General features: G+C 71.4%; 21 protein-coding genes. 11 read left to right on the forward strand and 10 right to left on the reverse strand.

What is annotated here, in order from left to right; genetic code table 11:
- Nucleotides 1-67: 67 nt before the first annotated feature.
- From OG202_RS20980 to mscL, 4 genes are all read left to right on the forward strand, one after another.
- Entirely contained in the window at nucleotides 68-397 is a 330-nt protein-coding gene (locus OG202_RS20980; RefSeq protein ID WP_326582158.1) for an FmdB family zinc ribbon protein, read from the forward strand.
- Between the two features lie 80 nt (nucleotides 398-477).
- Nucleotides 478-1,380: an S-methyl-5'-thioadenosine phosphorylase gene (locus OG202_RS20985; protein WP_327729268.1), complete on the forward strand. Its 903-nt coding sequence runs from the start codon at nucleotides 478-480 to the stop codon at nucleotides 1,378-1,380.
- 313 nt (nucleotides 1,381-1,693) lie between these two features.
- Nucleotides 1,694-2,317, forward strand: coding sequence for a hypothetical protein (locus tag OG202_RS20990; RefSeq protein WP_443052267.1), 624 nt, complete (start codon nucleotides 1,694-1,696; stop codon nucleotides 2,315-2,317).
- A gap of 129 nt (nucleotides 2,318-2,446) precedes the next feature.
- Nucleotides 2,447-2,923 carry a large conductance mechanosensitive channel protein MscL gene (gene mscL, locus OG202_RS20995; protein ID WP_326582155.1) on the forward strand — a complete coding sequence of 159 codons (477 nt, stop codon included), beginning with the start codon at nucleotides 2,447-2,449 and terminating at the stop codon, nucleotides 2,921-2,923.
- A gap of 28 nt (nucleotides 2,924-2,951) precedes the next feature.
- On the opposite strand, the gene OG202_RS21000 is transcribed toward mscL, so the two are convergent.
- Nucleotides 2,952-3,134, reverse strand: a complete 183-nt coding sequence (locus OG202_RS21000) for a hypothetical protein (RefSeq protein WP_327729267.1) — start codon at nucleotides 3,132-3,134, stop codon at nucleotides 2,952-2,954.
- 177 nt (nucleotides 3,135-3,311) lie between these two features.
- On the opposite strand from OG202_RS21000, the gene OG202_RS21005 reads away from it, so the two are divergent.
- The 4 genes from OG202_RS21005 to OG202_RS21020 all read left to right on the forward strand — a co-directional run bounded on the left by OG202_RS21005 (nucleotide 3,312) and on the right by OG202_RS21020 (nucleotide 6,955).
- The gene (locus OG202_RS21005) at nucleotides 3,312-3,590 is read left to right on the forward strand and encodes a hypothetical protein (protein WP_405894377.1); all 279 of its coding nucleotides are present in this window, start codon (nucleotides 3,312-3,314) and stop codon (nucleotides 3,588-3,590) included.
- Nucleotides 3,587-4,654: a P1 family peptidase gene (locus OG202_RS21010; RefSeq protein WP_327729266.1), complete on the forward strand. Its 1,068-nt coding sequence runs from the start codon at nucleotides 3,587-3,589 to the stop codon at nucleotides 4,652-4,654. Before OG202_RS21005 ends, OG202_RS21010 begins: the two co-directional genes overlap by 4 nt.
- A 167-nt stretch (nucleotides 4,655-4,821) precedes the next feature.
- Nucleotides 4,822-6,039 (forward strand): L,D-transpeptidase, encoded by a 1,218-nt coding sequence (locus tag OG202_RS21015; protein ID WP_326585784.1) that lies wholly within the window; start codon nucleotides 4,822-4,824, stop codon nucleotides 6,037-6,039.
- Nucleotides 6,040-6,196: 157 nt separating this feature from the next.
- Nucleotides 6,197-6,955, forward strand: a complete 759-nt coding sequence (locus tag OG202_RS21020) for a DUF6227 family protein (protein WP_328223292.1) — start codon at nucleotides 6,197-6,199, stop codon at nucleotides 6,953-6,955.
- 29 nt (nucleotides 6,956-6,984) lie between these two features.
- On the opposite strand, the gene OG202_RS21025 is transcribed toward OG202_RS21020, so the two are convergent.
- The 5 genes from OG202_RS21025 to OG202_RS21045 form a co-directional block, all read right to left on the reverse strand.
- Entirely contained in the window at nucleotides 6,985-7,263 is a 279-nt protein-coding gene (locus tag OG202_RS21025) for a hypothetical protein (protein WP_328223293.1), read from the reverse strand.
- Nucleotides 7,264-7,550: 287 nt separating this feature from the next.
- A complete protein-coding gene (locus tag OG202_RS21030) occupies nucleotides 7,551-9,662 on the reverse strand; it encodes a PTS fructose transporter subunit IIABC (protein WP_328223294.1) in 2,112 nt (703 codons plus the stop codon).
- Nucleotides 9,663-9,954: 292 nt separating this feature from the next.
- Nucleotides 9,955-10,902: a 1-phosphofructokinase gene (gene pfkB / locus OG202_RS21035; protein ID WP_328223295.1), complete on the reverse strand. Its 948-nt coding sequence runs from the start codon at nucleotides 10,900-10,902 to the stop codon at nucleotides 9,955-9,957.
- Nucleotides 10,899-11,750, reverse strand: coding sequence for a DeoR/GlpR family DNA-binding transcription regulator (locus tag OG202_RS21040; protein WP_327729262.1), 852 nt, complete (start codon nucleotides 11,748-11,750; stop codon nucleotides 10,899-10,901). Before OG202_RS21040 ends, pfkB begins: the two co-directional genes overlap by 4 nt.
- A gap of 266 nt (nucleotides 11,751-12,016) precedes the next feature.
- A complete protein-coding gene (locus OG202_RS21045; protein ID WP_327729261.1) occupies nucleotides 12,017-13,591 on the reverse strand; it encodes an MFS transporter in 1,575 nt (524 codons plus the stop codon).
- A 102-nt stretch (nucleotides 13,592-13,693) separates the two neighbouring features.
- Here OG202_RS21045 and OG202_RS21050 point away from each other — a divergent pair, with 102 nt between their 5' ends.
- Nucleotides 13,694-14,668, forward strand: coding sequence for a helix-turn-helix transcriptional regulator (locus OG202_RS21050; RefSeq protein ID WP_328223296.1), 975 nt, complete (start codon nucleotides 13,694-13,696; stop codon nucleotides 14,666-14,668).
- Between the two features lie 678 nt (nucleotides 14,669-15,346).
- On the opposite strand, the gene OG202_RS21055 is transcribed toward OG202_RS21050, so the two are convergent.
- Entirely contained in the window at nucleotides 15,347-16,345 is a 999-nt protein-coding gene (locus tag OG202_RS21055) for a sigma-70 family RNA polymerase sigma factor (protein WP_326582145.1), read from the reverse strand.
- 193 nt (nucleotides 16,346-16,538) lie between these two features.
- Between OG202_RS21055 and OG202_RS21060 the strand changes: the two genes are divergently transcribed.
- Nucleotides 16,539-17,057, forward strand: coding sequence for a GNAT family N-acetyltransferase (locus OG202_RS21060; protein ID WP_328223297.1), 519 nt, complete (start codon nucleotides 16,539-16,541; stop codon nucleotides 17,055-17,057).
- Nucleotides 17,058-17,068: 11 nt separating this feature from the next.
- Here the strand turns inward: OG202_RS21060 and OG202_RS21065 are convergent, their stop codons facing one another.
- Both OG202_RS21065 and OG202_RS21070 read right to left on the reverse strand, forming a co-directional pair.
- Entirely contained in the window at nucleotides 17,069-17,416 is a 348-nt protein-coding gene (locus tag OG202_RS21065) for a DUF1330 domain-containing protein (protein WP_326585783.1), read from the reverse strand.
- Nucleotides 17,417-17,801: 385 nt separating this feature from the next.
- The gene (locus OG202_RS21070; protein ID WP_326582143.1) at nucleotides 17,802-18,587 is read right to left on the reverse strand and encodes a dioxygenase family protein; all 786 of its coding nucleotides are present in this window, start codon (nucleotides 18,585-18,587) and stop codon (nucleotides 17,802-17,804) included.
- Nucleotides 18,588-18,795: 208 nt separating this feature from the next.
- Here OG202_RS21070 and OG202_RS21075 point away from each other — a divergent pair, with 208 nt between their 5' ends.
- Entirely contained in the window at nucleotides 18,796-19,302 is a 507-nt protein-coding gene (locus OG202_RS21075) for a MarR family winged helix-turn-helix transcriptional regulator (RefSeq protein ID WP_326582142.1), read from the forward strand.
- Between the two features lie 353 nt (nucleotides 19,303-19,655).
- Here OG202_RS21075 and OG202_RS21080 read toward each other — a convergent pair whose 3' ends face one another.
- Nucleotides 19,656-21,206: an MFS transporter gene (locus OG202_RS21080; RefSeq protein WP_326582141.1), complete on the reverse strand. Its 1,551-nt coding sequence runs from the start codon at nucleotides 21,204-21,206 to the stop codon at nucleotides 19,656-19,658.
- Between the last annotated feature and the right edge of the window lie 213 nt (nucleotides 21,207-21,419).

Here is a 21,419-nt window from a genome sequence, read left to right on the forward strand (position 1 = left end):
CCCGGGGAATAGGTCACTATGGACTGTCGTTAGCACTCATCGAGTGAGAGTGCCAGGAGGAAGACCAGTGCCGACGTACCAGTACCAGTGCACCGAATGCGGTGAGGGCCTCGAAGCGGTGCAGAAGTTCACCGACGACGCCCTGACCGAGTGCCCCAGCTGCAATGGCCGCCTCAAGAAGGTGTTCTCCGCGGTCGGCATCGTCTTCAAGGGCTCCGGTTTCTACCGGAACGACAGCCGCGGCTCGTCGTCGAGCAGCAGCCCGGCGACGGCGAAGTCCTCCTCGTCGGACGCGAAGTCGTCGTCGGACGCGAAGTCCTCGTCGTCTTCGTCGTCCTCGGAGTCGAAGTCGTCCTCATCGGGCTCTTCCTCCACCAGCAGCACCTCGGCCGCGTAGCGCCTCCGTCCGGGACCCCGCCGTCGTACGACGACCGGCGGGGTCTTCGGCGGTTTCCGGGCCCCGGTTAGGGTGCGGGCATGGCGAACACGGAGCACGTGGACAACGAGGTCGGGCCGACGGTCGGGGTGGCCGACGCGGCGGCAGGGGCGAGCCTGGCGGAGATCGGCGTCATCGGCGGATCGGGGTTCTACTCCTTCCTCGACGACGTGACCGAGATACAGGTCGACACCCCCTACGGGCCGCCCAGCGACTCCCTCTTCCTCGGCGAGATCGCCGGACGCCGGGTCGCCTTCCTCCCGCGCCACGGCCGTGGCCACCATCTGCCGCCGCACCGCATCAACTACCGCGCCAACCTGTGGGCCCTGCGCTCCGTCGGGGCGCGCCAGGTGCTCGGCCCGTGCGCGGTGGGCGGTCTGCGGCCGGAGTACGGACCGGGCACGCTCCTCGTCCCGGACCAGCTGGTGGACCGCACGAAGTCGCGCGCCCAGACCTACTTCGACGGCCTCCCGCTGCCCGGCGGCACCGTGCCCAACGTCGTCCATGTCTCGCTCGCCGACCCCTACTGCCCCGTCGGCCGCGAGGCCGCCCTCGAAGCGGCGCGCAGGCGCGACTGGGAGCCCGTGGACGGCGGCACCCTCGTCGTGATCGAGGGCCCCCGCTTCTCCACCCGCGCCGAGTCGCTGTGGCACCAGGCCCAGGGCTGGTCCGTGGTCGGCATGACCGGCCACCCCGAGGCCGTCCTCGCCCGCGAACTCGAGCTCTGCTACACCTCCCTGACCCTCGTGACCGACCTCGACGCCGGCGCCGAGACCGGCGAGGGCGTCTCCCACGAGGAAGTCCTCCAGGTCTTCGCCGCCAACATCGACCGCCTCCGCGGCGTCCTGTTCGAGGCGGTCGCCGCACTACCGCCGAACGCCGGCCGGGACTGCCTGTGCACGAAGGCGCTGGGCGGGATGGATCCGGGGTTCGAGCTGCCGTAGCGCGGTGGCGGGGTGGCCGTGGCTTTAGCGGCGGGGCGTGGCTGCGGCGGTGACGTGGCGGCGACTGCGGCTGCGGTTTGGCCGCGACTGTGGCTGTGGCTGTGGCTGTGGCCGCGACTGTGGCTGTGGCTGTGGCTGTGGCTGTGGCGGGGTGGTTGTGCCGCCGCGGCCGGTGCGGGGCGAAGGGCGGAACTCCCCGTTCGGGTGGTGGGGTTTTCCACAGTCGGTGGGTAGTCCACAGGCCTCAGCGGGCTCCGCCGCGAAGCCCCATCGTGGGACGGCAAGCCGATCTCGCACAGCAGGTGGTGGCCCCATGTCCCGTCCCTCATTCACGTCCTCGTCCGCGTCCACTCCCGTCTTCTCCTCCGCGTCCACTCCCGTCTTTTCCTCCGCGTCCGCGTCCGCATCCATGCGCCTCCCCTCCTGGGCCGGCGGACCGCCCGGCACGGACACCCCTCCCACCTGCGAGGTCCCGCACTTCGCCCCGCTACGGGTACGCGGCGGCGCCCACCGGCTCCGCCGTCTCGCCCGCTGCCGAAGGCGAGCCATGGCCGCGGGCCTGGCGGTGACCGCCGCAGCCCTCCTGGCGACGGGGGCAGGTCCGAGGGAAGCCGAACGGGTCAGGGGTCACTCCGTGGCCGACCCGGTTCCCGAGCGCCCCACCGTCGTCGAGACGGTGACCGCGCCGGTACGCATCGCCGACGCCGCGGCGGTCCGACTGCTGCGCCCCGGCGACCGCGTCGACGTGATCGCGGCCGAGGAGTCCGCGACGGGCGGCGCCGCACGGATCGTCGCCCGCGGCGCCCGGGTGGTCAAGGTGCCGGCCGCGAGCGCCACCGAGAGCGGAGCCCTGGTCGTCCTGACCGTGCCCCGCCGCACCGCGGCCCGGCTGGCCGGCGCGGGCGCCACGTCCCGCCTGGCGGTGACGCTGTGGTGACCGCGGACCCCGGCACCGGCCCCCACCCGTCAAGTCCCACGATGGAGGGACCCACTTGCACACCCCGGCACTGCCCTGACGTAGGTTGCGGAGTCGTTTGTTCCACAACCAGCGCAGAGAGGCCTCGTGGTGAGCGACAAGAAGGATCCGAGCGTCTGGGAGGGCTTCAAGGCCTTCCTGATGCGGGGGAACGTCGTCGACCTGGCCGTCGCCGTGGTCATCGGCGCGGCCTTCACCAACATCGTCAACTCGTTGGTGAAGGGGGTCATCAACCCACTGGTGGGGGCCTTCGGCACCAAGGACCTCGACAGGTACAGCTCGTGTCTGGAGCACCCCTGCAAGGTGGCGGCGGACGGCACGGTCACCACAGGCATCCCGATCATGTGGGGCACCGTCCTGAGCGCCACGCTCAGCTTCGTCATCACCGCGGCCGTCGTCTACTTCCTGATGGTGCTCCCCATGGCCAAGTACCTGGCCCGCCAGGAAGCCCGCCGAAAGGCGAAGGAAGGTACGCACGAGGTCATCGAGCTGAGCGAGCTGGAGGTCCTGAAGGAGATCCGCGACGCCCTGGTGGCCCAGCGCGGCTCGGGACACGACCGCGAGTAGCGCCGCTCGAAGCCCTTGGCCGGCGGTGTCAGATGTGGTGGGGCGGCTTCTCGTCGAGGAAGCGCTTCAGGTCGGCCGCGCTGTCGCCGCCGTCCCCGGGCCGCTCGCCCCACCCGTGGTCCGTGTCGTCGGACGACGGCCGGCTGAGCGGGTCGTCGAAGACCAGCGCGGCCTTGGGGTCACGCGGTTCGGAGGCGGGAGCGGTACTCATGCCTCCAGAGTACGGCCCCGAGCACGGACGGCCTCCGGCCCCGGGCTCTCCCCCGGCCCGCTCCCACACGCGCCGGGCCTGTCGGCGCACTCCCCCGGTCCACCCGAGCCCTTGTGAACATCCGAGTGTGAACATCCGAGCGAGAATTCCACCGGCTTTTCTGGTGTGCTTGGCCCCATGACGCCCAGTTCCACGCCCCCGACCCCCTCGGCTCCGGAGCCACCCCTGGGCTCCGGCGCGGCCTCGTCGTCGGCTTCCGCCGCCCCTTCCGGCGTCGGCCGGGAGCCGGTGCGCAGGCTGGTCGCACGGGGGCGTGGGGAAGAGCATCGGGTCGCCTCGCCGCCGGAGCTCTTCTTCGACCTGTGCTTCGTCGTGGCCGTCGCCCGGGCGGGCGTCCGACCGGTGCACGGCGTGGCGGAGGCGCACGCGGCCGAGGGCATCGTGAATCACTCATGACGGCCAGGGCAGTTGACGCGTTGACCGATGTCCCCGGCCTGCGGGTCGGGCACGCCACCCGGGTGGGCGGGGGCTGGCTCACCGGTACCACGGTCGTGCTCGCTCCGGAGGGCGGCGCGGTCGCGGCCGTGGACGTGCGCGGGGGCGGCCCCGGCACCAAGGAGACGGACGCGCTCGACCCCCGCAACCTGGTGCAGAAGGTCGAGGCGGTGGTGCTGACCGGCGGCAGCGCGTACGGCCTGGACTCCGCGTCGGGGGTGATGGCCTGGCTGGAGGAGCGCGGACGGGGTGTACGGGTCGGCCTCGACCCCGCGCACGTGGTGCCGGTCGTGCCGGCCGCCTGTGTCTTCGACCTGGGCCGGGGCGGGGACTTCAAGGCCAGACCGGACGCTGCCACCGGCCGGGCCGCGGTCGAGGCAGCCGCCGCGAGCAGGCCCGGTGCCCCGGTGGCGGAGGGGTGCGTGGGTGCCGGGACGGGGGCGACGGTCGGACTACTCAAGGGCGGCATCGGCACCGCGAGCACCGTGCTGGGCTCGGGGATCACGGTGGCCGCGCTGGTGGTGGCGAACGCGGCGGGATCGGCGATGGATCCGGAGACGGGGGTGCTGTACGGGGAGTTGTTCCAGGGGCGGCCGGCGTATCCGGCGCCGGAGGTCCACGAGAACGCGCGCCGACGGGTCGCGGAGGCCGCGGCGATGAGCCCCCCTCCCCCGCTGAACACCACACTTGCCGTCGTCGCCACCGACGCCGACCTGACCCGCGCCCAGGCCCAGAAGCTGGCCGGTACGGCGCACGACGGCATCGCCCGCGCCGTACGCCCTGTGCATCTGCTCAACGACGGGGACACCGTGTTCACGCTGGCGACGGGCGCCCGGCCGCTGCCGCCCCGGGCCGGCCCGCTCGCACTGAACGAACTCCTGGCGGCGGGGGCGGACTTGGTGACCCGGGCGATCGTACGGGCGGTGCGGGCGGCCGAGTCGGTGGACGGGCCGGGTGGAGTGTGGCCGTCCTACGGGGAGTTGTACGCGGGGGATGAGGGGGCGAGGGGGACGAGGGGGGCTTGAGAGGCCGGTAGTTCCAGCAGGGGTCGTCGAGGGCGATTGTCCCGGTTCTGTCACGTGATGCCACGAGACGGAGACCGGGGGAACCCGCTCGGCCGTCGTTCGCTCTATGTCCACGTACCGGAGCGGATGACGTGGATCGCCTAGACGCGAAGAAGCTGGAGCAGATCGTGACAAGGCCGAAGATTGCTGTGCGGCGTGCGGTGGGGGCCTGTGCCGTGCTGGTGGTCGGTGCGCTGACCCTCACCGGCTGCGGCGGGGACGCCAAGGCCGACGACAAGAGTGGTGGCAAGGGGACTTCGGCCGAGGACGCGGCAGCGCGGATCACGATCTCGGCGAAGGACGGTTCGACGGGTGCGTCCATCAACGCGACCGGTGTGAAGGTCAGCGGCGGCAAGCTGACCGAGGTGAAGATGACCGTCGCCGAGGGCGGCGCGGCCGTGGCCGGCGAGATAGCCGCGGACGGGCGGTCCTGGAAGCCGAAGGAGCAGTTGGAGCGGGGCACGAAGTACCAGATCTCCGCGACCGCGAAGAGCGCCGACGGGAAGACGTCGGCCGCCAACTCCATCTTCACGACCGTGTCGACGGCCAACAGCTTCATCGGGACGTACACGCCGGACAACGGCACCACCGTCGGGGCGGGCATGCCGGTGTCGTTCACCTTCGACAAGGCGATCACGGACCGGAAGGCCGTGCAGTCGCACATCAAGGTGACGTCGAACAGCGGGCAGGAGGTGGTGGGGCACTGGTTCGGGGCCCAGCGGCTCGACTTCCGGCCCGAGGAGTACTGGAAGGCCGGCTCCAAGGTCACGATGAAGATCGACCTGGACGGCGTCGAGGGCGCGAACGGTCTGTACGGCGTGCAGGACAAGACGGTCACGTTCACCGTGGGGCGCTCACAGGTGTCCACGGTGGATGTGAACACGCAGACGATGACGGTCGTGCGGGACGGGAAGACGCTCAAGACCGTGCCGATCTCGGCGGGCAGTGCGAGCAACCCGACGTACAACGGCCAGATGGTGATCTCGGAGAAGTTCCGGCAGACGCGGATGAACGGGTCGACGGTCGGCTTCGGCGGTGAGTACGACATCGCGGACGTGCCGAACGCGATGCGGCTGACGACCTCGGGCACCTTCATCCACGGCAACTACTGGTACAACAGGTCCAACCCGCCCTTCGGGCGCGAGGGCACCAGCCATGGCTGCGTCGGCCTCGCGGACGTCCAGGGGGCGAACGGCGACACGGTCTCCAAGTGGTTCTTCGACAACTCACTGGTCGGCGACGTGGTGATCGTCAAGAACTCCCCCGACAAGGCGGTCTCGCCGGACAACGGCCTCAACGGCTGGAACATGTCGTGGAGCGAGTGGACGGCGGGCGACGCCATCTGACCCCGGTGTTCCGGGAGTTCGTCGGGCCGCGCGGGAACCAACCGCGCGGCCTCCTCGTTTTACGGGCGTACGTTTTCTCGGTTCCCGGACATGATGTCCGATCGAGGGGCTACGGTATGCACCCACAAGGTGACATGCAGCAACGCCGGGAGAAACCTTGAGCGTTCCGTACGAGACGGCAGCGTACGAGCCACCCGAGTCGCCCGAGTCTCCTGAGGAGCACCTCGCGCGACTCCTCGGCCGCGCCCTGAACTCCTTCGAGCTGCCCGACGAGACGATACGACAGCTCGACTGCGCCCTCGCGCACGACAGCTCGCTGCACTCCGCGCACTACAGTTCGGGGCTGCACCGGGCGACGTACCGACACACCTGGCTGCTCGCCGACGGCTCCGCCGTCACGCTGTGGGAGCTGGTGCACAACACGGCTCCCGGCAGCGACACCCAGCACGAGGTGTACACGGACGACGAGGAGCTGCGGGCCGCCACCGCGCGCCTGCCGCTGCCGCCGGACGCCTCCGACTTCGAGCTGCCCGCCGTGGTGGAGCTGGCGGCGTTCCCCGAGCCGCGCCACGACTACGTACCGGACGACTCGGCGGACCACGCCCGTCGGCTGCTGCGCCGCGCCGAGAACCAGGACCCTCCCGGGGACGAGCTCGCCACCCTGCTGCTGCGGACCGCGTTCGCGCACGAGATCACCCAGGCCTTCGGCCGGCCGCACCGTCCCGGGCGGCACGGCCGGCCCGGCTTGAACTTCTCGCTCTACGAGCACGCGTTCCTGCTCACCGATGGGCAGGAGATCTCCCTCTGGGAGGTCGAGCACACGGCCACACCGGACGGACGCCACATGTGCGAGGTGTACGCGACGGAGGACGCGGCCCGGGACGCGATGGAGCGCCGGGCGGGGACGCTCGGATAGACCTCGGCCGGGAGCGTGGAGGGAAGGGCTCAGGCCAGGCGGTCGTCGCTGAACTGGCGGGCCAGGAACGCGAAGGCGTCCTGTTCCGCCGGGGTCAGCTCCACGTGCTCCACGTGCGGGCCCTTGCGGCGTTGCTGGGGCAGGCCCCGCAGCCGCTGCCCGCGCCGCCGGGCCAGCTCGGCGAAGCGGCCGCGGTGGACTTGGCGGTCGCGGTCCAGTACGCGGACGAGCACGGCGACCCAGATGACCGCCGCGAGAGCGAGGGCGACCACGCCCAACAGCTGGAGGATCGACACGTGCTCAGGCATGCCGTCCAGTAGACACCACCGGATGGGACTTTGAGCCCGGATCGTGACGTATCTCGCAGGTACGGCGTACAAGTCACACGGGTTGTAAAAGCGCCCAAAGGGGCGCACGGGGCGCCTCACCGCCCCCGGCGCGGCCCGGAACCCGTGCGGACGCGCGCAGCTCGACCCCCGACCCGGCGGGCCCCGTCCCCCGGCCCCCGCCCCCGTCCCCGTCCCGCTCAGGGGAACGCGTACGGCCGTGGCCCCCTCGCGTGAGAGGCGGCCACGGCCGTCGTACGGTCCCGGGTTCAGGCCGCGACCGGCTCCTTCGTCTCCGTCTTGGCGGCGGGAGCGGACTCCGGTGCCGCGCCCGGCTGGGTCTTGCGCATGCCCTTCAGGACGATGACCAGGCCGGCCGTGACCGCCGTGCCGACCGCGATGGCCAGCAGGTAGAGGAGCGGCTTGCCGATCAGCGGGGTGACCCAGATACCGCCGTGCGGGGCACGCAGGGTCGAACCGAAGGCCATGGCCAGTGCGCCGGTGACCGCGCCGCCCGCCATGGAGGCGGGGATCACGCGCAGCGGGTCGGCGGCGGCGAACGGGATCGCGCCCTCGGAGATGAACGAGGCGCCCAGCACCCAGGCCGCCTTGCCGTTCTCACGTTCGGCGGGGGTGAACAGCTTCTTGCGGATCGTGGTGGCGAGGGCCATGCCCAGCGGCGGGACCATACCGGCCGCCATGACCGCCGCCATGATCTTCATCGCGGAGTCGCCGGGGTCCTGCACAGCGATACCGGCGGTGGCGAAGGCGTAGGCGACCTTGTTGACCGGGCCGCCCAGGTCGAAGCACATCATCAGGCCGAGGAGGACACCGAGGAGGATGGCGTTGCTGCCGGAGAGGCCGCTCAGCCAGTCCGTCATGCCCTTCTGCGCCTCGGCGATGGGCTTGCCGATCACCACCAGCATCAGGAAGCCGACGACCATCGACGAGACGAGCGGGATCACGACCACCGGCATGATGCCGCGCATCACCGGCGGGATCTTGATCCGCTGGATACCGAGGACGACCGCACCGGCGATCAGACCGGCGACCAGACCGCCGAGGAAGCCGGCGTTGATGTTGGCGGCGATCATGCCGCCGACGAAGCCCGGGACGAGACCCGGCCGGTCCGCCATGCCGTACGCGATGTAACCGGCGAGGACGGGGATCAGGAAGCCGAAGGCGACGGCACCGATCTGGAACAGCAGGGCCGCCCAGCTGTCGACCTGGAGCCAGTCGAACTGCTCGGTGACCGGCTTGGCGTTGTTGATCTCCCAGCCGCCGATCGCGAAGCCGAGGGCGATCAGCAGACCGCCCGCCGCCACGAACGGGACCATGTAACTCACGCCGGACATCAGCCACTTGCGCAGCTTGGTGCCGTAGCCCTCGCCGGGCTCGCCCGCGCGGTCGACGGGGGTACCGGGGCGGGCGGCGGCCGTGACCTCACCGCGCTCGGCCTTGCCCCGGACCTCGGTGATCAGTTCGGCGGGGCGGTTGATGCCCGCCTTCACGCCGACGTCGACGGTGGGCTTCCCGGCGAACCGGTCCTTCTCCCGTACGGGCACGTCGTGAGCGAAGATCACGCCGTCGGCGGCGGCGATGACCGCCGGGTCGAGGCGGGTGAAGCCGGCCGAGCCCTGCGTCTCGACGACGATCTCGACGTCATCGGCGTCCCGGCCCGCGTTCTCCAGCGACTCGGCGGCCATGTAGGTGTGCGCGATGCCGGTGGGGCAGGAGGTGACGGCGACGATACGGAACGGGCGGGCGCCGGGAGCGGGGGCGGGAGCGGGCTCGTCGGTGGCGTCCGGTGCCGGGGAAGCGGCGGTGGTGGTGCTGACCGCGGCGGCGTCGGGGGAGGCCGTTCCGCCCGACACCGCCGCGGAGTCTTCGGTGCCCGAGGTGGTCTCGGTGGGCTGTGCCGTCTCGGTGGGCTGTGCCGTCTCGTCGCCCCGGATGAGCGCGGCGGCGCGGGCCGCGTCGTCCACGGCGCGGAGGGCGTCCGTGAACTCGGTGTTCATCAGCTGGCGGGCGAGGGAGGACAGGATCGTCAGATGGGCGTCGTCCGCGCCCGCCGGGGCGGCGATCAGGAAGATCAGGTCGGCGGGACCGTCGGGCGCGCCGAAGTCGATGCCGGCCGTGCTGCGACCGAAGGCGAGGGTCGGCTCGGTGACGTGCTCGCTGCGGCAGTGGGGGATGCCGATGCCGCCGTCGAGGCCGGTCGGCATCTGCGCCTCACGGGCTGCCACGTCGGCGAGGAAGCCGTCCAGGTCGGTGACCCGGCCCTTCGCCACCATGCGCTCGGCGAGGGCACGCGCCGCCGCTTCCTTCGTATCGGCGGACAGGTCGAGGTCGACCAGGTCCGCGGTGATCATCTCGCTCATCGCGGGCTCCTTCGCACGCGTATCGCCCAGGGGATGTGACGGGCGGGGGTGGGGACAGAAGAGTGGGGGGTGCGGGCCACGGGGGCCGACCAAGGCAGGGAGAGGCGGAGAGGGAGGGGGAGGGATGGGGCGTGGGGTAAGGGAAAACGAAGGTTCGTTCGCGGAGCGCGCGAGCCGGTGCCGTGGGGTACCGGCCGGCCGCCAAAACGAGGGTTCGTTCGCGGAGCGCCCAGACCATCAGGCCGAACCCCACCCCCGCCGCCAAAACGGCGGTTCGTTCGCGATCTTCCGCTCATGAGACCGGCTCCTTCAGCACCCGGTCCGCCGGTACCTCCGACGTCACCGTCACCGCCGCCGGGTCCAGGTGGGCCGGGGTCGGCATGACGCTGCCGGGGAGTTGGACGGCGGCGGCGCCGTGGGCGACGGCGGAGGCGAGGGCTTCGGGGCCGTGGCCGCCGGCGATGAGGAAGCCGGCGAGGGAGGAGTCGCCGGCGCCGACGTTGCTGCGGACGGCGTCGACGCGGGCGGTGCCGAACCAGGCGCCGGAGGCGTTCACGAGGAGTTGCCCGTCGGCGCCGAGGCTGGCGAGGACCGCGTCGGCGCCCATCGCGCGGAGTTCCTCCGCGGCCTTGACGGCGTCGCCGACCGTGGCGAGGGGGCGGCCCACGGCTTCGGCGAGTTCCTCGGCGTTGGGCTTGACGACGTCCGGGCGTTCGCGGAGCGCGGCGAGCAGGGCCGGGCCGGAGGTGTCCAGGGCGATGCGGGTGCCGGCCGCGTGGGCGCGGGCGACGAGTTCGGCGTACCAGGACGGGGCGAGGCCGCGCGGGAGGCTGCCGCAGCAGGCGATCCAGGAGGCCTCGGCGGACTGGGCGCGGACGGTCTCCAGGAGGAGTTCCTGTTCGGCGGGGGACAGTTCGGGGCCGGGTGCGTTGATCTTCGTCAGGACGCCGTCGGCTTCGGCGAGGGCGATGTTGGAGCGGGTCGCCCCGGCCACCGCCACGCGTGCGACCTCGATGCCCTGCGCGTCGAGCAGGTCCGCGACCAGCGCGCCCGGTGCTCCGCCGAGCGGCAGTACGGCCACGGTGCGCCGGCCGGCGGCGGCGACCGCGCGGGAGACGTTGACGCCCTTGCCGCCCGGGTCCATGCGTTCGCCGGTGGCCCGGATGACCTCGCCGCGGTCGAGGGAGGGGACCTCGTACGTGCGGTCGAGGGACGGGTTCGGGGTGACGGTGAGGATCATGAGTGGTCTTTCCGGCCGTTGATCGGGCCGTTTGTCCGGGGGTCGTCCGTCCGGCCCGTGCCGGAGCCGCTGATGCGCTCGGGGCCCGGGACGCGCAGCACTTCGGTGCCCTTGCGTTCGATGGCCAGGGCGTCTTCGGGGCTCAGCCCGCTGTCGGTGATCAGCAGGTCCACGTCGCTCAGGTCGCCGAAGCGGGCGAAGTGCTCCTGGCCGTGCTTGGAGGAGTCGGCGAGCAGCACCACGCGCCGGGCGGCGGCCACCGCCGCCCGCTTCACGGCGGCCTCGGCGAGGTCGGGGGTGGTCAGGCCATGGTCGGCGGAGAAGCCGTTGGCCGCCACGAAGAGGACGTCGGCGCGGATCTCGCCGTAGGCCCGCAGCGCCCAGGCGTCCACGGCAGCGCGGGTGCGGTGGCGGACGCGGCCGCCGACCAGGTGGAGCTGGATGCCCGGGTGGTCGGCCAGGCGGGCCGCGATCGGCAGGCTGTGCGTGACCGCGGTGAGCGCGGCCTCCAGCGGGATGGCGGCGGCGAGGCGCGCGACCGTCGTACCGGCGTCGAGGACGACGGTGCCGTCGCTCGGCAGTTCGGCCAGGGCGGCCTGGGCGATGCGGTCCTTCTCGTCGGCCGCGGTGCCCTCGCGTTCGGCGAGGTCGGGCTCGAAGTCCAGGCGGCCGGCGGGGATCGCGCCGCCGTGCACCCGCTGGACGAGGCCGGCGCGGTCGAGGGTCTTCAGATCCCGGCGAATCGTCTCCGCCGTGACCTGGAACTCCTCCGCCAGCGACACCACGTCCACCCGGCCGCCGTCACGGGCGAGCCGGAGGATCTCCTGCTGCCGCTCCGGTGCGTACATGTCCGTTCGCCTCCGACTGATGCCCGATTCTGTGGTTTCGCTGGGAGGCTACGCCCGGATTTCCAGAAAGTAAACAGGTTCGGGCGAGATTCGGACCGACTCGGACATGATCGGGCGTACGCCGAGAGCGGGGCCCCGCACCTCGGAGGTGCCGGGCCCCGCTCTCGCCGCCGGTCGGCACTCCGTCCTGCCGCCGGTCAGCGCGCCCTTCCGCCGCCGGTCAGCGGGCCCTCCTGCCGCCGGTCAGCGCGCCCTCCTGCCGCCGGTCAGTGCGCCGACTCGTCGGTCTCCGCGGCTGCCCGCCCCGGCAGGGCGAACATCAGCAGGAAGATCGCGATCAGGACCGCGGCCACCCAGCCGAGGGCGTACTCGAAGGCGTCCACGAAGGCGGGGCCGATCGCGGCCGGGGCGAGGTGGTCGTCCATGACGCTGAAGAAGATCACGGCGACCAGGCCGAGACCCAGCGCGTTGCCCATCTGCTGGACGGTACTGATCAGCCCGGACGCGGAACCGGCGTGCTCACGCGGCACCCCGGAGAGGATCGCGTCGGTCAGCGGGGCGACGATGAGCCCCATGCCCGCCCCCATCACGACCAGCGGGAACGCCATCTGCCAGGGGGTGATGGCGAGGCCGTACCATGCGGACTCGGCCAGGTAGAGCAGCACCCCGGCCGCCATCAGCAGCGCGCCCGCCTGGAGGACCTTGCGGCCGAAGCGCGGGACGAGCTTCTGGACCGAGACCCCGGCCGCGACCGACACCGCGAGGGAGAACGGGATGCCGGTGAGGCCGGCCCGCAGGACGCTCCAGCCGAGGCCGGTCTGCAGGTAGAGGGTCCAGACGAGGAAGAAGACGCCGAGGGCGATACCGAAGACGGTCTGTACGGCGATACCGGCGGCGAAGCTCTTCACCCGGAACAGCGACAGTTCGATCAGCGGGGATCCGTCGCGCGCGGTCTTGCGCCGTTCGTACGCCACCAGCGCCGCGAACACGGCCGGTGAGCCGGCCATCGAGACGTACCCCCACAGCGGCCAGCCCGTCTCATGGCCCCGGGTGAGCGGGTAGAGCAGCATCAGCAGGCCGGCGGTGACGAGGACGACGCCGACGAGGTCCAGCTTCAGGGCGTGCGGGGCCTTGGACTCGGTGATGAAACGGCGGCCCAGGATCAGGCCCGCGATGCCGACGGGCAGGTTGATCAGGAAGATCGCCCGCCATTCGAGGCCGAGCGGGTTCCACTCGATGAGCAGGGCGCCGAGCAGCGGGCCGGAGACCGCGCCGAGACCCACGATCGCGCCGAACAGCCCGAACACCTTGCCGCGTTCGTGCGCCGGGAAGGTCGCGTGCACGATCGACAGCACCTGCGGCACCATCAGCGCGGCGGTCGCGCCCTGCGCGATCCTCGCCGCCACCAGCATCTCCGGGTTCGCAGCGAGACCGCAGAGCGCGGAGGCGAGGGTGAAGCCGCCGATGCCGAGGAGGAAGATCCGCCGGCGGCCGTGGATGTCGCCGAGGCGGCCGCCGGTGACGAGGCCCGCGGCGAAGGCGAGGGCGTAGCCGGCGGTGATCCACTGGATCTGGCTGAACGTGGCACCTTCGCTTCGCTGGATGGAGGGGATCGCGATGTTGACGATGGTGACGTCGACCAGGTCCATGAAGGCGGCCGTCATGACGATGGCGAGGGCAATCCAGCGGCGGCGGTCGGCTCCGCCGGGGGACGCGTCGAGCGCCGTTCGGGTTTCTGTCGTCGGGTCACTGACGGTCGTCCGTGGCTGGTCGCGCCCACGCGACGAAGTCGCAGATGTAACAGCCCCGCGCCCCTTCAGGGCGCTCGTTGTCGAGGTCATGCATGGAAAGTAGAGGTCCAGTAGGTCAGATCGTGTCCTACTTCTCCGGCATGCTCGGGTCATGACGACACCAGGGAAACCATCGGCCGGAGAGGGGCTCTCATGACCACCGACACCCCCGGCCGGCTCCTTCAACTCCTCTCCCTCCTCCAGACCCCCCGCGAGTGGCCCGGCGGTGAGCTCTCCGACCGGCTCGGGGTGTCGCGGCGAACCGTTCGGCGGGACATCGACCGGCTGCGGGAGCTGGGGTATCCGGTGCAGGCGACGAAAGGGGCGGAGGGCGGGTACCGGCTGGTGGCGGGGAAGGCGATGCCCCCGCTCGTGCTGGACGACGAGGAGGCCGTGGCGATCGCGGTGGGACTGCGGGCCGGGGCCGGGCACGCGGTGGAGGGGGTGGACGAGGCGTCCGTACGGGCGCTCGCCAAGCTCGAACAGGTGCTGCCGTCGCGGTTGCGCCACCGGGTCTCCACGCTGCAGGCCGCCACCACTCCCCTGACCAGCGGCGACGGGGCGACCGTCGCCCCCGAGACATTGACCGTGATGGCCTCGGCGGTGGCGGGTCAGGAGCGGCTGCGCTTCGCCTATCGTTCCGGCGACGGGACGGACTCGCGGCGGCACTGCGAGCCGTACCGGCTCGTCTCGACCGGCCGCCGCTGGTATCTCGTCGCGTACGACCTCGACCGCGCCGACTGGCGCACCTTCCGGGTCGACCGGGTCGAGGAACCCTTCGCCACGGGCGCCCGGTTCACACCGCGCGAGCTGCCGACGGGGAGTGCGGAGGAGTATCTGAAGCAGTCGATGTACCGGCGGCAGGAGACGTACGCGTTCGACGTCACCTTCGCCGCGCCCGCCGAGTTCATCGCGGCCCGGCTGCCCCGCTGGTTCGGTACGCCCGAACCCGTCGACGAGCACAGCTGCCGTCTGCGGGCCTCCGTCGGCGACTCCATGGAGTGGCTGGCCGTACGGCTCGCCGTCGTCGACTGCGACTTCACGGTGCACGAGCCGCCGGAACTGGTGGGCTACGTACGGGAGTTGGGCTCGCGACTGGCTCGCGCGGCGGGCGGCGCGGAGGGGTGAGGCGACGGGCTCCGGGCCTCTGACGTGCGGGGATGGCGCTCGCCACGGCTCGGGCGGAGGTCGCCTCTGTGGCACAATCTGCCGTTCGGGTCACCCCGGGGTTCAGGTCCGGGGTGGCCCTTCGGTCTGCCTGCCCCGAGCACCTTCGGGTCGGCCCGTGCAAGCCGGCGGGTCGGCCCGTGCAAGCCGGTGCAAGCCCGTGTCGCGGTCCCGCGTCTCGGTCCTGCGCCTCGGCACCGTGCCTCGGTAGCGGAAATGGAGCCGGGCTCCGGCGCCGGGGGGGGGAGGCGCCGAAGCCCGGCTCTGGGAGAGTCCCGGCGCTGGGGGGAGAGCGTCGGGACTCGGCTTCGGATGGCTGCGGTCGTGATGGTCGCAGCCGTGGTCGTGGGGGCGGCGGTTGCTGTGGTTCCCTCGAACTCCGGGTCCCGGGCCTGACGGCTCCGGGCCGGTGAAGTCGTGGGCCCTGAAGTCTTGTGCCCCGGGAACGGGGAGTTGAAGCGGCACAGTACGGCCAAGTAGCGGCGTAGTACGGCCAAGGTGTGGTCGAGGTACGACCATACGCCGGGCCAGGCCCCGCATCGGCCCCAGGGGTTGGGCCGTACGGGGCCTTGGTCTGTACCGGCCGTGATCCGTACCCGTTGCGTTATCCGTTGCCGTATCCGCTGTTCCTCGGGCGGATCAGGCGACGGCGTCGAAGCCCGTGTCGCGGGCGAGCTTCTTCAGTTCGAGCAGGGCGTGCTTCTCGATCTGGCGGATCCGCTCGCGGGTGAGCCCGTGCTCCTTGCCGACCTCGGTGAGGGTCCGCTCGCGGCCGTCCTCGATGCCGTACCGCATCTTGATGATGGACGCGGTGCGCTGGTCGAGGCGCCCGATGAGGTCGTCCAGCTCCTCGCTGCGCAGCAGCGTGAGCACGGACTGCTCGGGCGAGACCGCGGAGGTGTCCTCCAGCAGGTCGCCGAACTGGGTGTCGCCGTCGTCGTCCACCGACATGTTCAGCGAGACCGGGTCGCGGGCCCAGTCGAGGACGTCGACGACGCGGTCCGCGTTGGAACCGAGTTCGGCGGCGATCTCCTGGGGCTCGGGGTCGCGCCCGTGCTCGCGGTTGAACTCGCGCTGCACGCGGCGGATCCGGCCCAGTTCCTCGACGAGGTGGACGGGCAGCCGGATGGTGCGCGACTGGTCCGCTATCGAACGGGTGATGGCCTGACGGATCCACCAGGTGGCGTACGTGGAGAACTTGAAGCCCTTGCGGTAGTCGAACTTCTCCACCGCGCGGACCAGGCCGGCGTTGCCCTCCTGGATGAGGTCGAGCAGGGGCAGGCCACTGCGCGGATAACGCCGGGCGACCGCCACGACGAGCCGCAGGTTCGACCGGATGAAGATGTCCTTGGCCCGCTCGCTGTCCGCGACGAGGGCCTCGAGCTCTTCGCGGGTGGCGTCCGCCCTGGCCGCCTCCTCGCCGTCGAGGATCTGCTGCGCGAACACACCCGCCTCGATGATCTGGGACAGCTCGACTTCCTTGGCGGCGTCGAGCAGCGGCGTACGCGCGATCTCGTCGAGGTACATGCCGACCAGGTCGCGGTCGGCGATCTCGCCGCCAGAGGCGCGAACGCTGCGAGCCGCGTCGGTCCGGCCGGAGGCGGACGAACGACGAGCGGCGACGGCACGGGTTGCCATGCGTGCTCCCTTGCGATGGTGGGCTGGCAGGGTCGTGTCTGGTCCTACGTGTCTCTTGGTGCGGCCGCTCGGACACTCTCCCGAGTGCCCTGCTTCCGAAGGAAACAACGACTGGAATCAGGACAGAATTCCCCACCCGTCCCACTATTTTTCTGATCTTGCAGTACCCTGTGCCGCCACAGGAGGAGGCGGGATGTCGGCGGAGTCCGCAGAGGTGCAGGTCAGACCAGGAGTCGAGACCGACCTCGCCGCCCTCACCGACATCTACAACCACTACGTCCGTGAGACGCCCATCACATTCGATACCGCTGTCTTCACTCCGGAAGAGCGCCGTCCTTGGCTGCTCTCCCACCTTGAAGACGGACGGCATCGCCTGATGGTTGCCGCCGGCGCCGACTCACAGCGGATTCTCGGGTACGCCACGAGCAGCGCGTTTCGCGCGAAACCGGCGTACGACACCTCGGTGGAGGTGTCGGTGTACCTCGCCCCGGACGCGGGCGGCCGGGGCGTGGGCACGCTGCTGTACAAAGCGCTGTTCGAGGCGCTCGCCGACGAGGACGTCCATCGCGCCTACGCCGGCATAGCGCAGCCGAACGAGGCCTCCACCCGGCTGCACGAGCGGTTCGGGTTCCGGTACGTCGGGACGTACCGGGAGGTCGGGCGGAAGTTCGGGCGGTACTGGGATGTGGCCTGGTTCGAGAAGGGGCTGTGAGGCGGGGTCTCCTAGTCGGCGGCCAGGGACTCCCGCATGACCTTCGCGGTGGCGGTGGGGTCGTAGTCGTCCGGTACCCCTTCGACCAGGATGATGTCTCCCGCGATGTGCCGTGACCGCAGCGGGGCGATCTCCTGGTACGCGGGTGAGTCCCACCAGCTCCGCGCCTCGGCGATCCCGGGGAAGCCGATCACCACGACGGCTCCGGGCCAGCTCCCCTCCTTCACCTCGTGCCGGGCGACATGGACGAGGAAGCGGCCGCCGTACGGCTCGAAGGTGGCGGGGATGCGCTCGATGTACTCGGCGATCTCCGGGTGCGGGGCGGCGTCCTTCAGGTGGGCTATGGCATAGGCGGGCATGGGCATGGGCATGGCGTCCTTCCGGTCGGTCGGGCTCCGTACGCCGACGAGCCTGGCAGCCGGACGGGCCGGAGTCGATGACCTGCCAGGTAAGCGACCCCGCCCCGGGGGCCCAGGTAAGCGACCCCGCCCCGGGGGCCCGGGTAAGTGGGCCCGCCCCGGGGGCCCGGGTAAGTGGGCCCGCCCCGGGGGCCCGGGTAAGTGGGCCCGGCCCGGGGGCCCGGGTAAGTGGGCCCGGCCCGGGGGCCCGACCCGTGGGCCCGGCCCGGGGGCCCGACCCGGGGGCCCGACCCGTGGGCCCAAGTAAGCGACCCCGGTCCATGGGCCCGCGCGAACCGACCCGCCCCGTCGTCGGCGGGACGCCGTCCGACCGCTCCGTCAGCGGCTAGCCGAACTGCACCGACCGCTTCGCCAGCCCCAGCCAGAAGCCGTCGATCACCGACTTCTGGGCGTCCAGTTCGCCGGAGGCCTCGGCCGCGCCCATCGTGACGAAGAGGGGCGCGAAGTGCTCCGTGCGGGGGTGGGCCAGCTGCCCGGCCGGGGACTTGTGGAGGAAGTCGAGGAGGGCGTCCCAGTCGCGGGACTCAAGGGCGCGGTGGCCCCAGTCGTCGAACTCGGTGGACCAGGTGGGGACGCCGGCCTGGCGGAGGGCGGCGAGGTTGTGGGTGAAGAACCCGGAGCCGACGATCAGCACGCCCTCGTCACGGAGGGGGGCGAGCTTGCGGCCGATGTCCATCAGCTTCAGCGGGTCCAGGGTCGGCATGGAGATCTGGAGGACCGGGATGTCGGCGTCCGGGTACATCTCGACCAGGGGGACGTACGCGCCGTGGTCGAGGCCCCGGTCCGGGATGTCCTGGACGGGGATGCCGGGGGCCCGGAGCAGCTTGCGGACCGAGGCGGCCAGCTCGGGGGCGCCCGGGGCCCCGTAGCGCACCTGGTAGTAGTGCTCGGGGAAGCCCCAGAAGTCGTAGACCAGGGGGACGCGGTCGACCGCGCCGAGGGCGAGGGGGGCCTCCTCCCAGTGGGCGGAGACCATGAGGATCGCCTTGGGGCGGGGCAGGGTCGCGGACCAGGCGGCGAGCTCGCCGGGCCAGATCGGGTCGTCGGCGAGCGGCGGGGCCCCGTGGCTCAGATACAGGGCGGGCATGCGCTCGGCGGTGGCGGCGGACATAGGGGTGACTCCCTCAACACACACGCGACGCACACGACACATACGCCTCGGCGGGCCCGGTGGTCGCTTCTGTCTCCTTGGTGGCGCCTGACGCTCCAGGCACTTGAGACTCCCCCTGACTCCCCAGTAGTTGAAGTCTCAATATTTGTTGTTTCACCTTACATCTCTATAGTTCAATTTTCAAGAAGGAGCCTCGTACAGTGGGGGTATGAAGACCCCATCCGCCGAGGAAGAACCCCGCTGGCTCACCGAAGAGGAGCAGCGCACCTGGCTCGCCTATGTGCACGCCACCACCCTGCTCGAGGACCATCTCGACCGCCAGTTGCAGCGCGACGCGGGCATGCCGCACCTCTACTACCACCTGCTCGTGGTGCTGTCCGCCGAACCGCAGCGGCGGCTGCGGATGACCGAGCTGGCGATGCGGACGAAGATCACGCGGTCGCGGCTGTCGCACGCCGTGGCCCGGCTGGAGAAGAACGGGTGGGTGCGGCGCGAGGACTGCCCCGTGGACAAGCGGGGACAGTTCGCGGTGCTCACGGACGCGGGGTTCGAGATGCTCTCGAAGAGCGCGCCCGGGCATGTGGCCGCGGTGCGGCAGGCGCTGTTCGACCGGTTGTCGGCGGAGCAGCAGAAGGCCCTCGGCGAGATCATGGGGATCATCGCGAAGGGGCTCCAGCCGTCGGAGGCGGGTGCGGACCTGCCCTGGCTGCGGTAGCGCTCCGCAAGGGGAGCCGTGGGTCGCCGTGGGACTGCCGGGTGTGTGCGGCTGCCGGGTGTGTGCGGCTGCGGCCGCCCGGTGTGCGTGGCTGCGGCTGCCGGGTGTGTGCGGCTGCGGCCGCCGGGTGGGCGCGCTGCGGTCTCACCTGCGGCTGCCGCCGGTAGCGGCTGCGGTCGCCTGCGGCCGCGGGCCATCTGCGCCCGCGGGCCGTCTTGGGCTTGGCTGGTCGCGCGGTTGCCCGCGCCCTTGGAGGGTCGGGCAGGGAGCTTCCCCCTGCCACGCCCCGGAGGGGTGGGACAAGGGCTCCGCCCCTGTCCCACCCCTCCGGTGTCAAGCGTCAGACCGGTGCCTCAGTGGGCGATCACCGGGACCTTGACCTCGTTCGTCGCGTCCTCGCCCTCGCCCGTGGTCGCCGTCATGTCGGGCTTGCCCGTCGTGACGAGGGTGAAGGCGATGGCGGCGGAGGCCACGAGGATGGCCACGGCGAACCAGATGGCGTTGGTGTAGCCGTTGACCATGCCCTGGAGCTGGACCAGCTGGGCGGCCGGCTTCGAGGTGGCCGCGCCGATGTGGTCCTCGATGTAGGACGTGGTCGCGGAGGCGGCGATCGTGTTCAGGAGGGCCGTGCCGATGGCGCCGCCGACCTGCTGCGAGGTGTTGACCATGGCGGAGGCCACGCCCGCGTCACGCGGTTCGACACCGTAGGTCGCGAGGGACATCGCCGGCATGAACGCCGTACCCATGCCGAGGCCGAGCAGCAGCTGGGCCGGCAGGAGCAGACCGACGTACGAGGAATCGATCTCCATCTGGGTGAGCAGGAGCATGCCGAGGCCGGCGACCAGGAAGCCGGGAGCCATCAGCAGGCGCGGCGGGACCCGGGTCATCAGGCGGGTGCCGATCTGGGTCGATCCGGTGATCATGCCCACGATCATCGGCAGGAAGGCGAAACCGGTCTTGACCGGCGAGTACCCCTTCACGATCTGCAGGTAGTAGGTCAGGAAGAGGAACAGACCGAACATCGCGATGATCGCGAGGCCGAGGGAGAGGTAGACACCGCCGCGGTTGCGCTCGGTGATCACGCGCAGCGGCAGCAGCGGGGCCTTGACCTTGGACTCGACGAACACGAAGGCCGCGAGGAGCGCCGCCGAGGCGACGAACAGGGTGATCGTCATCGAGTCGCCCCAGCCGTCGGACTCGGCCCGGGTGAAGCCGTAGACCAGGGAGACCAGGCCCAGGGTGGACAGGACCACGCCGGGGATGTCTAGCGGGGAGCGGTTGCGGCCGCCCGCCGGCTCACGGATGACGAAGTACGCGCCGGCCGCCGCGATCACCGCGAACGGGATGTTGACGAAGAACGTCCAGCGCCAGTCCAGGTACTCGGTGAGGAAGCCGCCGAGGATCAGGCCCACGGCGCCGCCGCCACCGGCGATCGCGCCGTAGATGCCGAAGGCCTTGGCGCGCTCCTTGGCGTCGGTGAACATCACGGCGAGGAGGGAGAGCGCGGCGGGCGCGAGCAGCGCGCCGAAGGCGCCCTGGAGCGCGCGGGCGCCCAGCATCATCGCCTCACTGGTGGCCGCGCCGCCCAGTGCGGAGGCGCCGGCGAAGCCGATCAGACCGGTGACGAAGGTGCGCTTGCGGCCCCACAGGTCGGAGATACGGCCACCGAAGAGGAGCAGACCGCCGAAGGCCAGCGCGTACGCGGTGATGACCCACTGGCGGTTGCCGTCCGATATCCCCAGGTCCTGCTGGGCGGAGGGGAGGGCGATGTTCACGATGGTCGCGTCGAGCACGACCATCAGCTGGGCGAGGGCGATGAAGACGAGCGCTTTCCAGCGGCTGGCGTGAGCGTCGTTGTGCGGATCGTCCACCGATCCGGGGACGCTGCGGACTGTTTCGGACATGGAGGTACCCACTTCGGGACTTCGTGACGGAAAGTTCGGTAGGGATCGGTAGGGATCGGTAGGGATCGGTAGGGAGTGGCAGGAAAAGGGCGCGGTAAGGGAGAGCGAGGGCCGAGGGCACGTCCCAGGGCGTCCTGGGGTCACGGCTCGTCCTCATCGACGGCCGTGAGCCCGGTGGTTCAGGTCGGGCGGCCCGATCGGTCAGGTCGAGTG

This window comes from Streptomyces sp. NBC_00310 (genome assembly GCF_036208085.1).
GTDB lineage: Bacteria > Actinomycetota > Actinomycetes > Streptomycetales > Streptomycetaceae > Streptomyces.

What these genes read in the sequence shown, in the direction of transcription:
- OG202_RS20985 (WP_327729268.1), top strand. Translation starts at nt 478, where the DNA reads ATGGCGAACACGGAGCACGTGGACAACGAGGTCGGGCCGACGGTCGGG.
- OG202_RS20990 (WP_443052267.1), top strand. Translation starts at nt 1,694, where the DNA reads ATGTCCCGTCCCTCATTCACGTCCTCGTCCGCGTCCACTCCCGTCTTC.
- OG202_RS21000 (WP_327729267.1), bottom strand. Translation starts at nt 3,134, where the DNA reads ATGAGTACCGCTCCCGCCTCCGAACCGCGTGACCCCAAGGCCGCGCTG.
- OG202_RS21005 (WP_405894377.1), top strand. Translation starts at nt 3,312, where the DNA reads ATGACGCCCAGTTCCACGCCCCCGACCCCCTCGGCTCCGGAGCCACCC.
- OG202_RS21010 (WP_327729266.1), top strand. Translation starts at nt 3,587, where the DNA reads ATGACGGCCAGGGCAGTTGACGCGTTGACCGATGTCCCCGGCCTGCGG.
- OG202_RS21025 (WP_328223293.1), bottom strand. Translation starts at nt 7,263, where the DNA reads ATGCCTGAGCACGTGTCGATCCTCCAGCTGTTGGGCGTGGTCGCCCTC.
- OG202_RS21030 (WP_328223294.1), bottom strand. Translation starts at nt 9,662, where the DNA reads ATGAGCGAGATGATCACCGCGGACCTGGTCGACCTCGACCTGTCCGCC.
- pfkB (WP_328223295.1), bottom strand. Translation starts at nt 10,902, where the DNA reads ATGATCCTCACCGTCACCCCGAACCCGTCCCTCGACCGCACGTACGAG.
- OG202_RS21040 (WP_327729262.1), bottom strand. Translation starts at nt 11,750, where the DNA reads ATGTACGCACCGGAGCGGCAGCAGGAGATCCTCCGGCTCGCCCGTGAC.
- OG202_RS21045 (WP_327729261.1), bottom strand. Translation starts at nt 13,591, where the DNA reads ATGACCTCGACAACGAGCGCCCTGAAGGGGCGCGGGGCTGTTACATCT.
- OG202_RS21050 (WP_328223296.1), top strand. Translation starts at nt 13,694, where the DNA reads ATGACCACCGACACCCCCGGCCGGCTCCTTCAACTCCTCTCCCTCCTC.
- OG202_RS21055 (WP_326582145.1), bottom strand. Translation starts at nt 16,345, where the DNA reads ATGGCAACCCGTGCCGTCGCCGCTCGTCGTTCGTCCGCCTCCGGCCGG.
- OG202_RS21060 (WP_328223297.1), top strand. Translation starts at nt 16,539, where the DNA reads ATGTCGGCGGAGTCCGCAGAGGTGCAGGTCAGACCAGGAGTCGAGACC.
- OG202_RS21065 (WP_326585783.1), bottom strand. Translation starts at nt 17,416, where the DNA reads ATGCCCGCCTATGCCATAGCCCACCTGAAGGACGCCGCCCCGCACCCG.
- OG202_RS21070 (WP_326582143.1), bottom strand. Translation starts at nt 18,587, where the DNA reads ATGTCCGCCGCCACCGCCGAGCGCATGCCCGCCCTGTATCTGAGCCAC.
- OG202_RS21075 (WP_326582142.1), top strand. Translation starts at nt 18,796, where the DNA reads ATGAAGACCCCATCCGCCGAGGAAGAACCCCGCTGGCTCACCGAAGAG.
- OG202_RS21080 (WP_326582141.1), bottom strand. Translation starts at nt 21,206, where the DNA reads ATGTCCGAAACAGTCCGCAGCGTCCCCGGATCGGTGGACGATCCGCAC.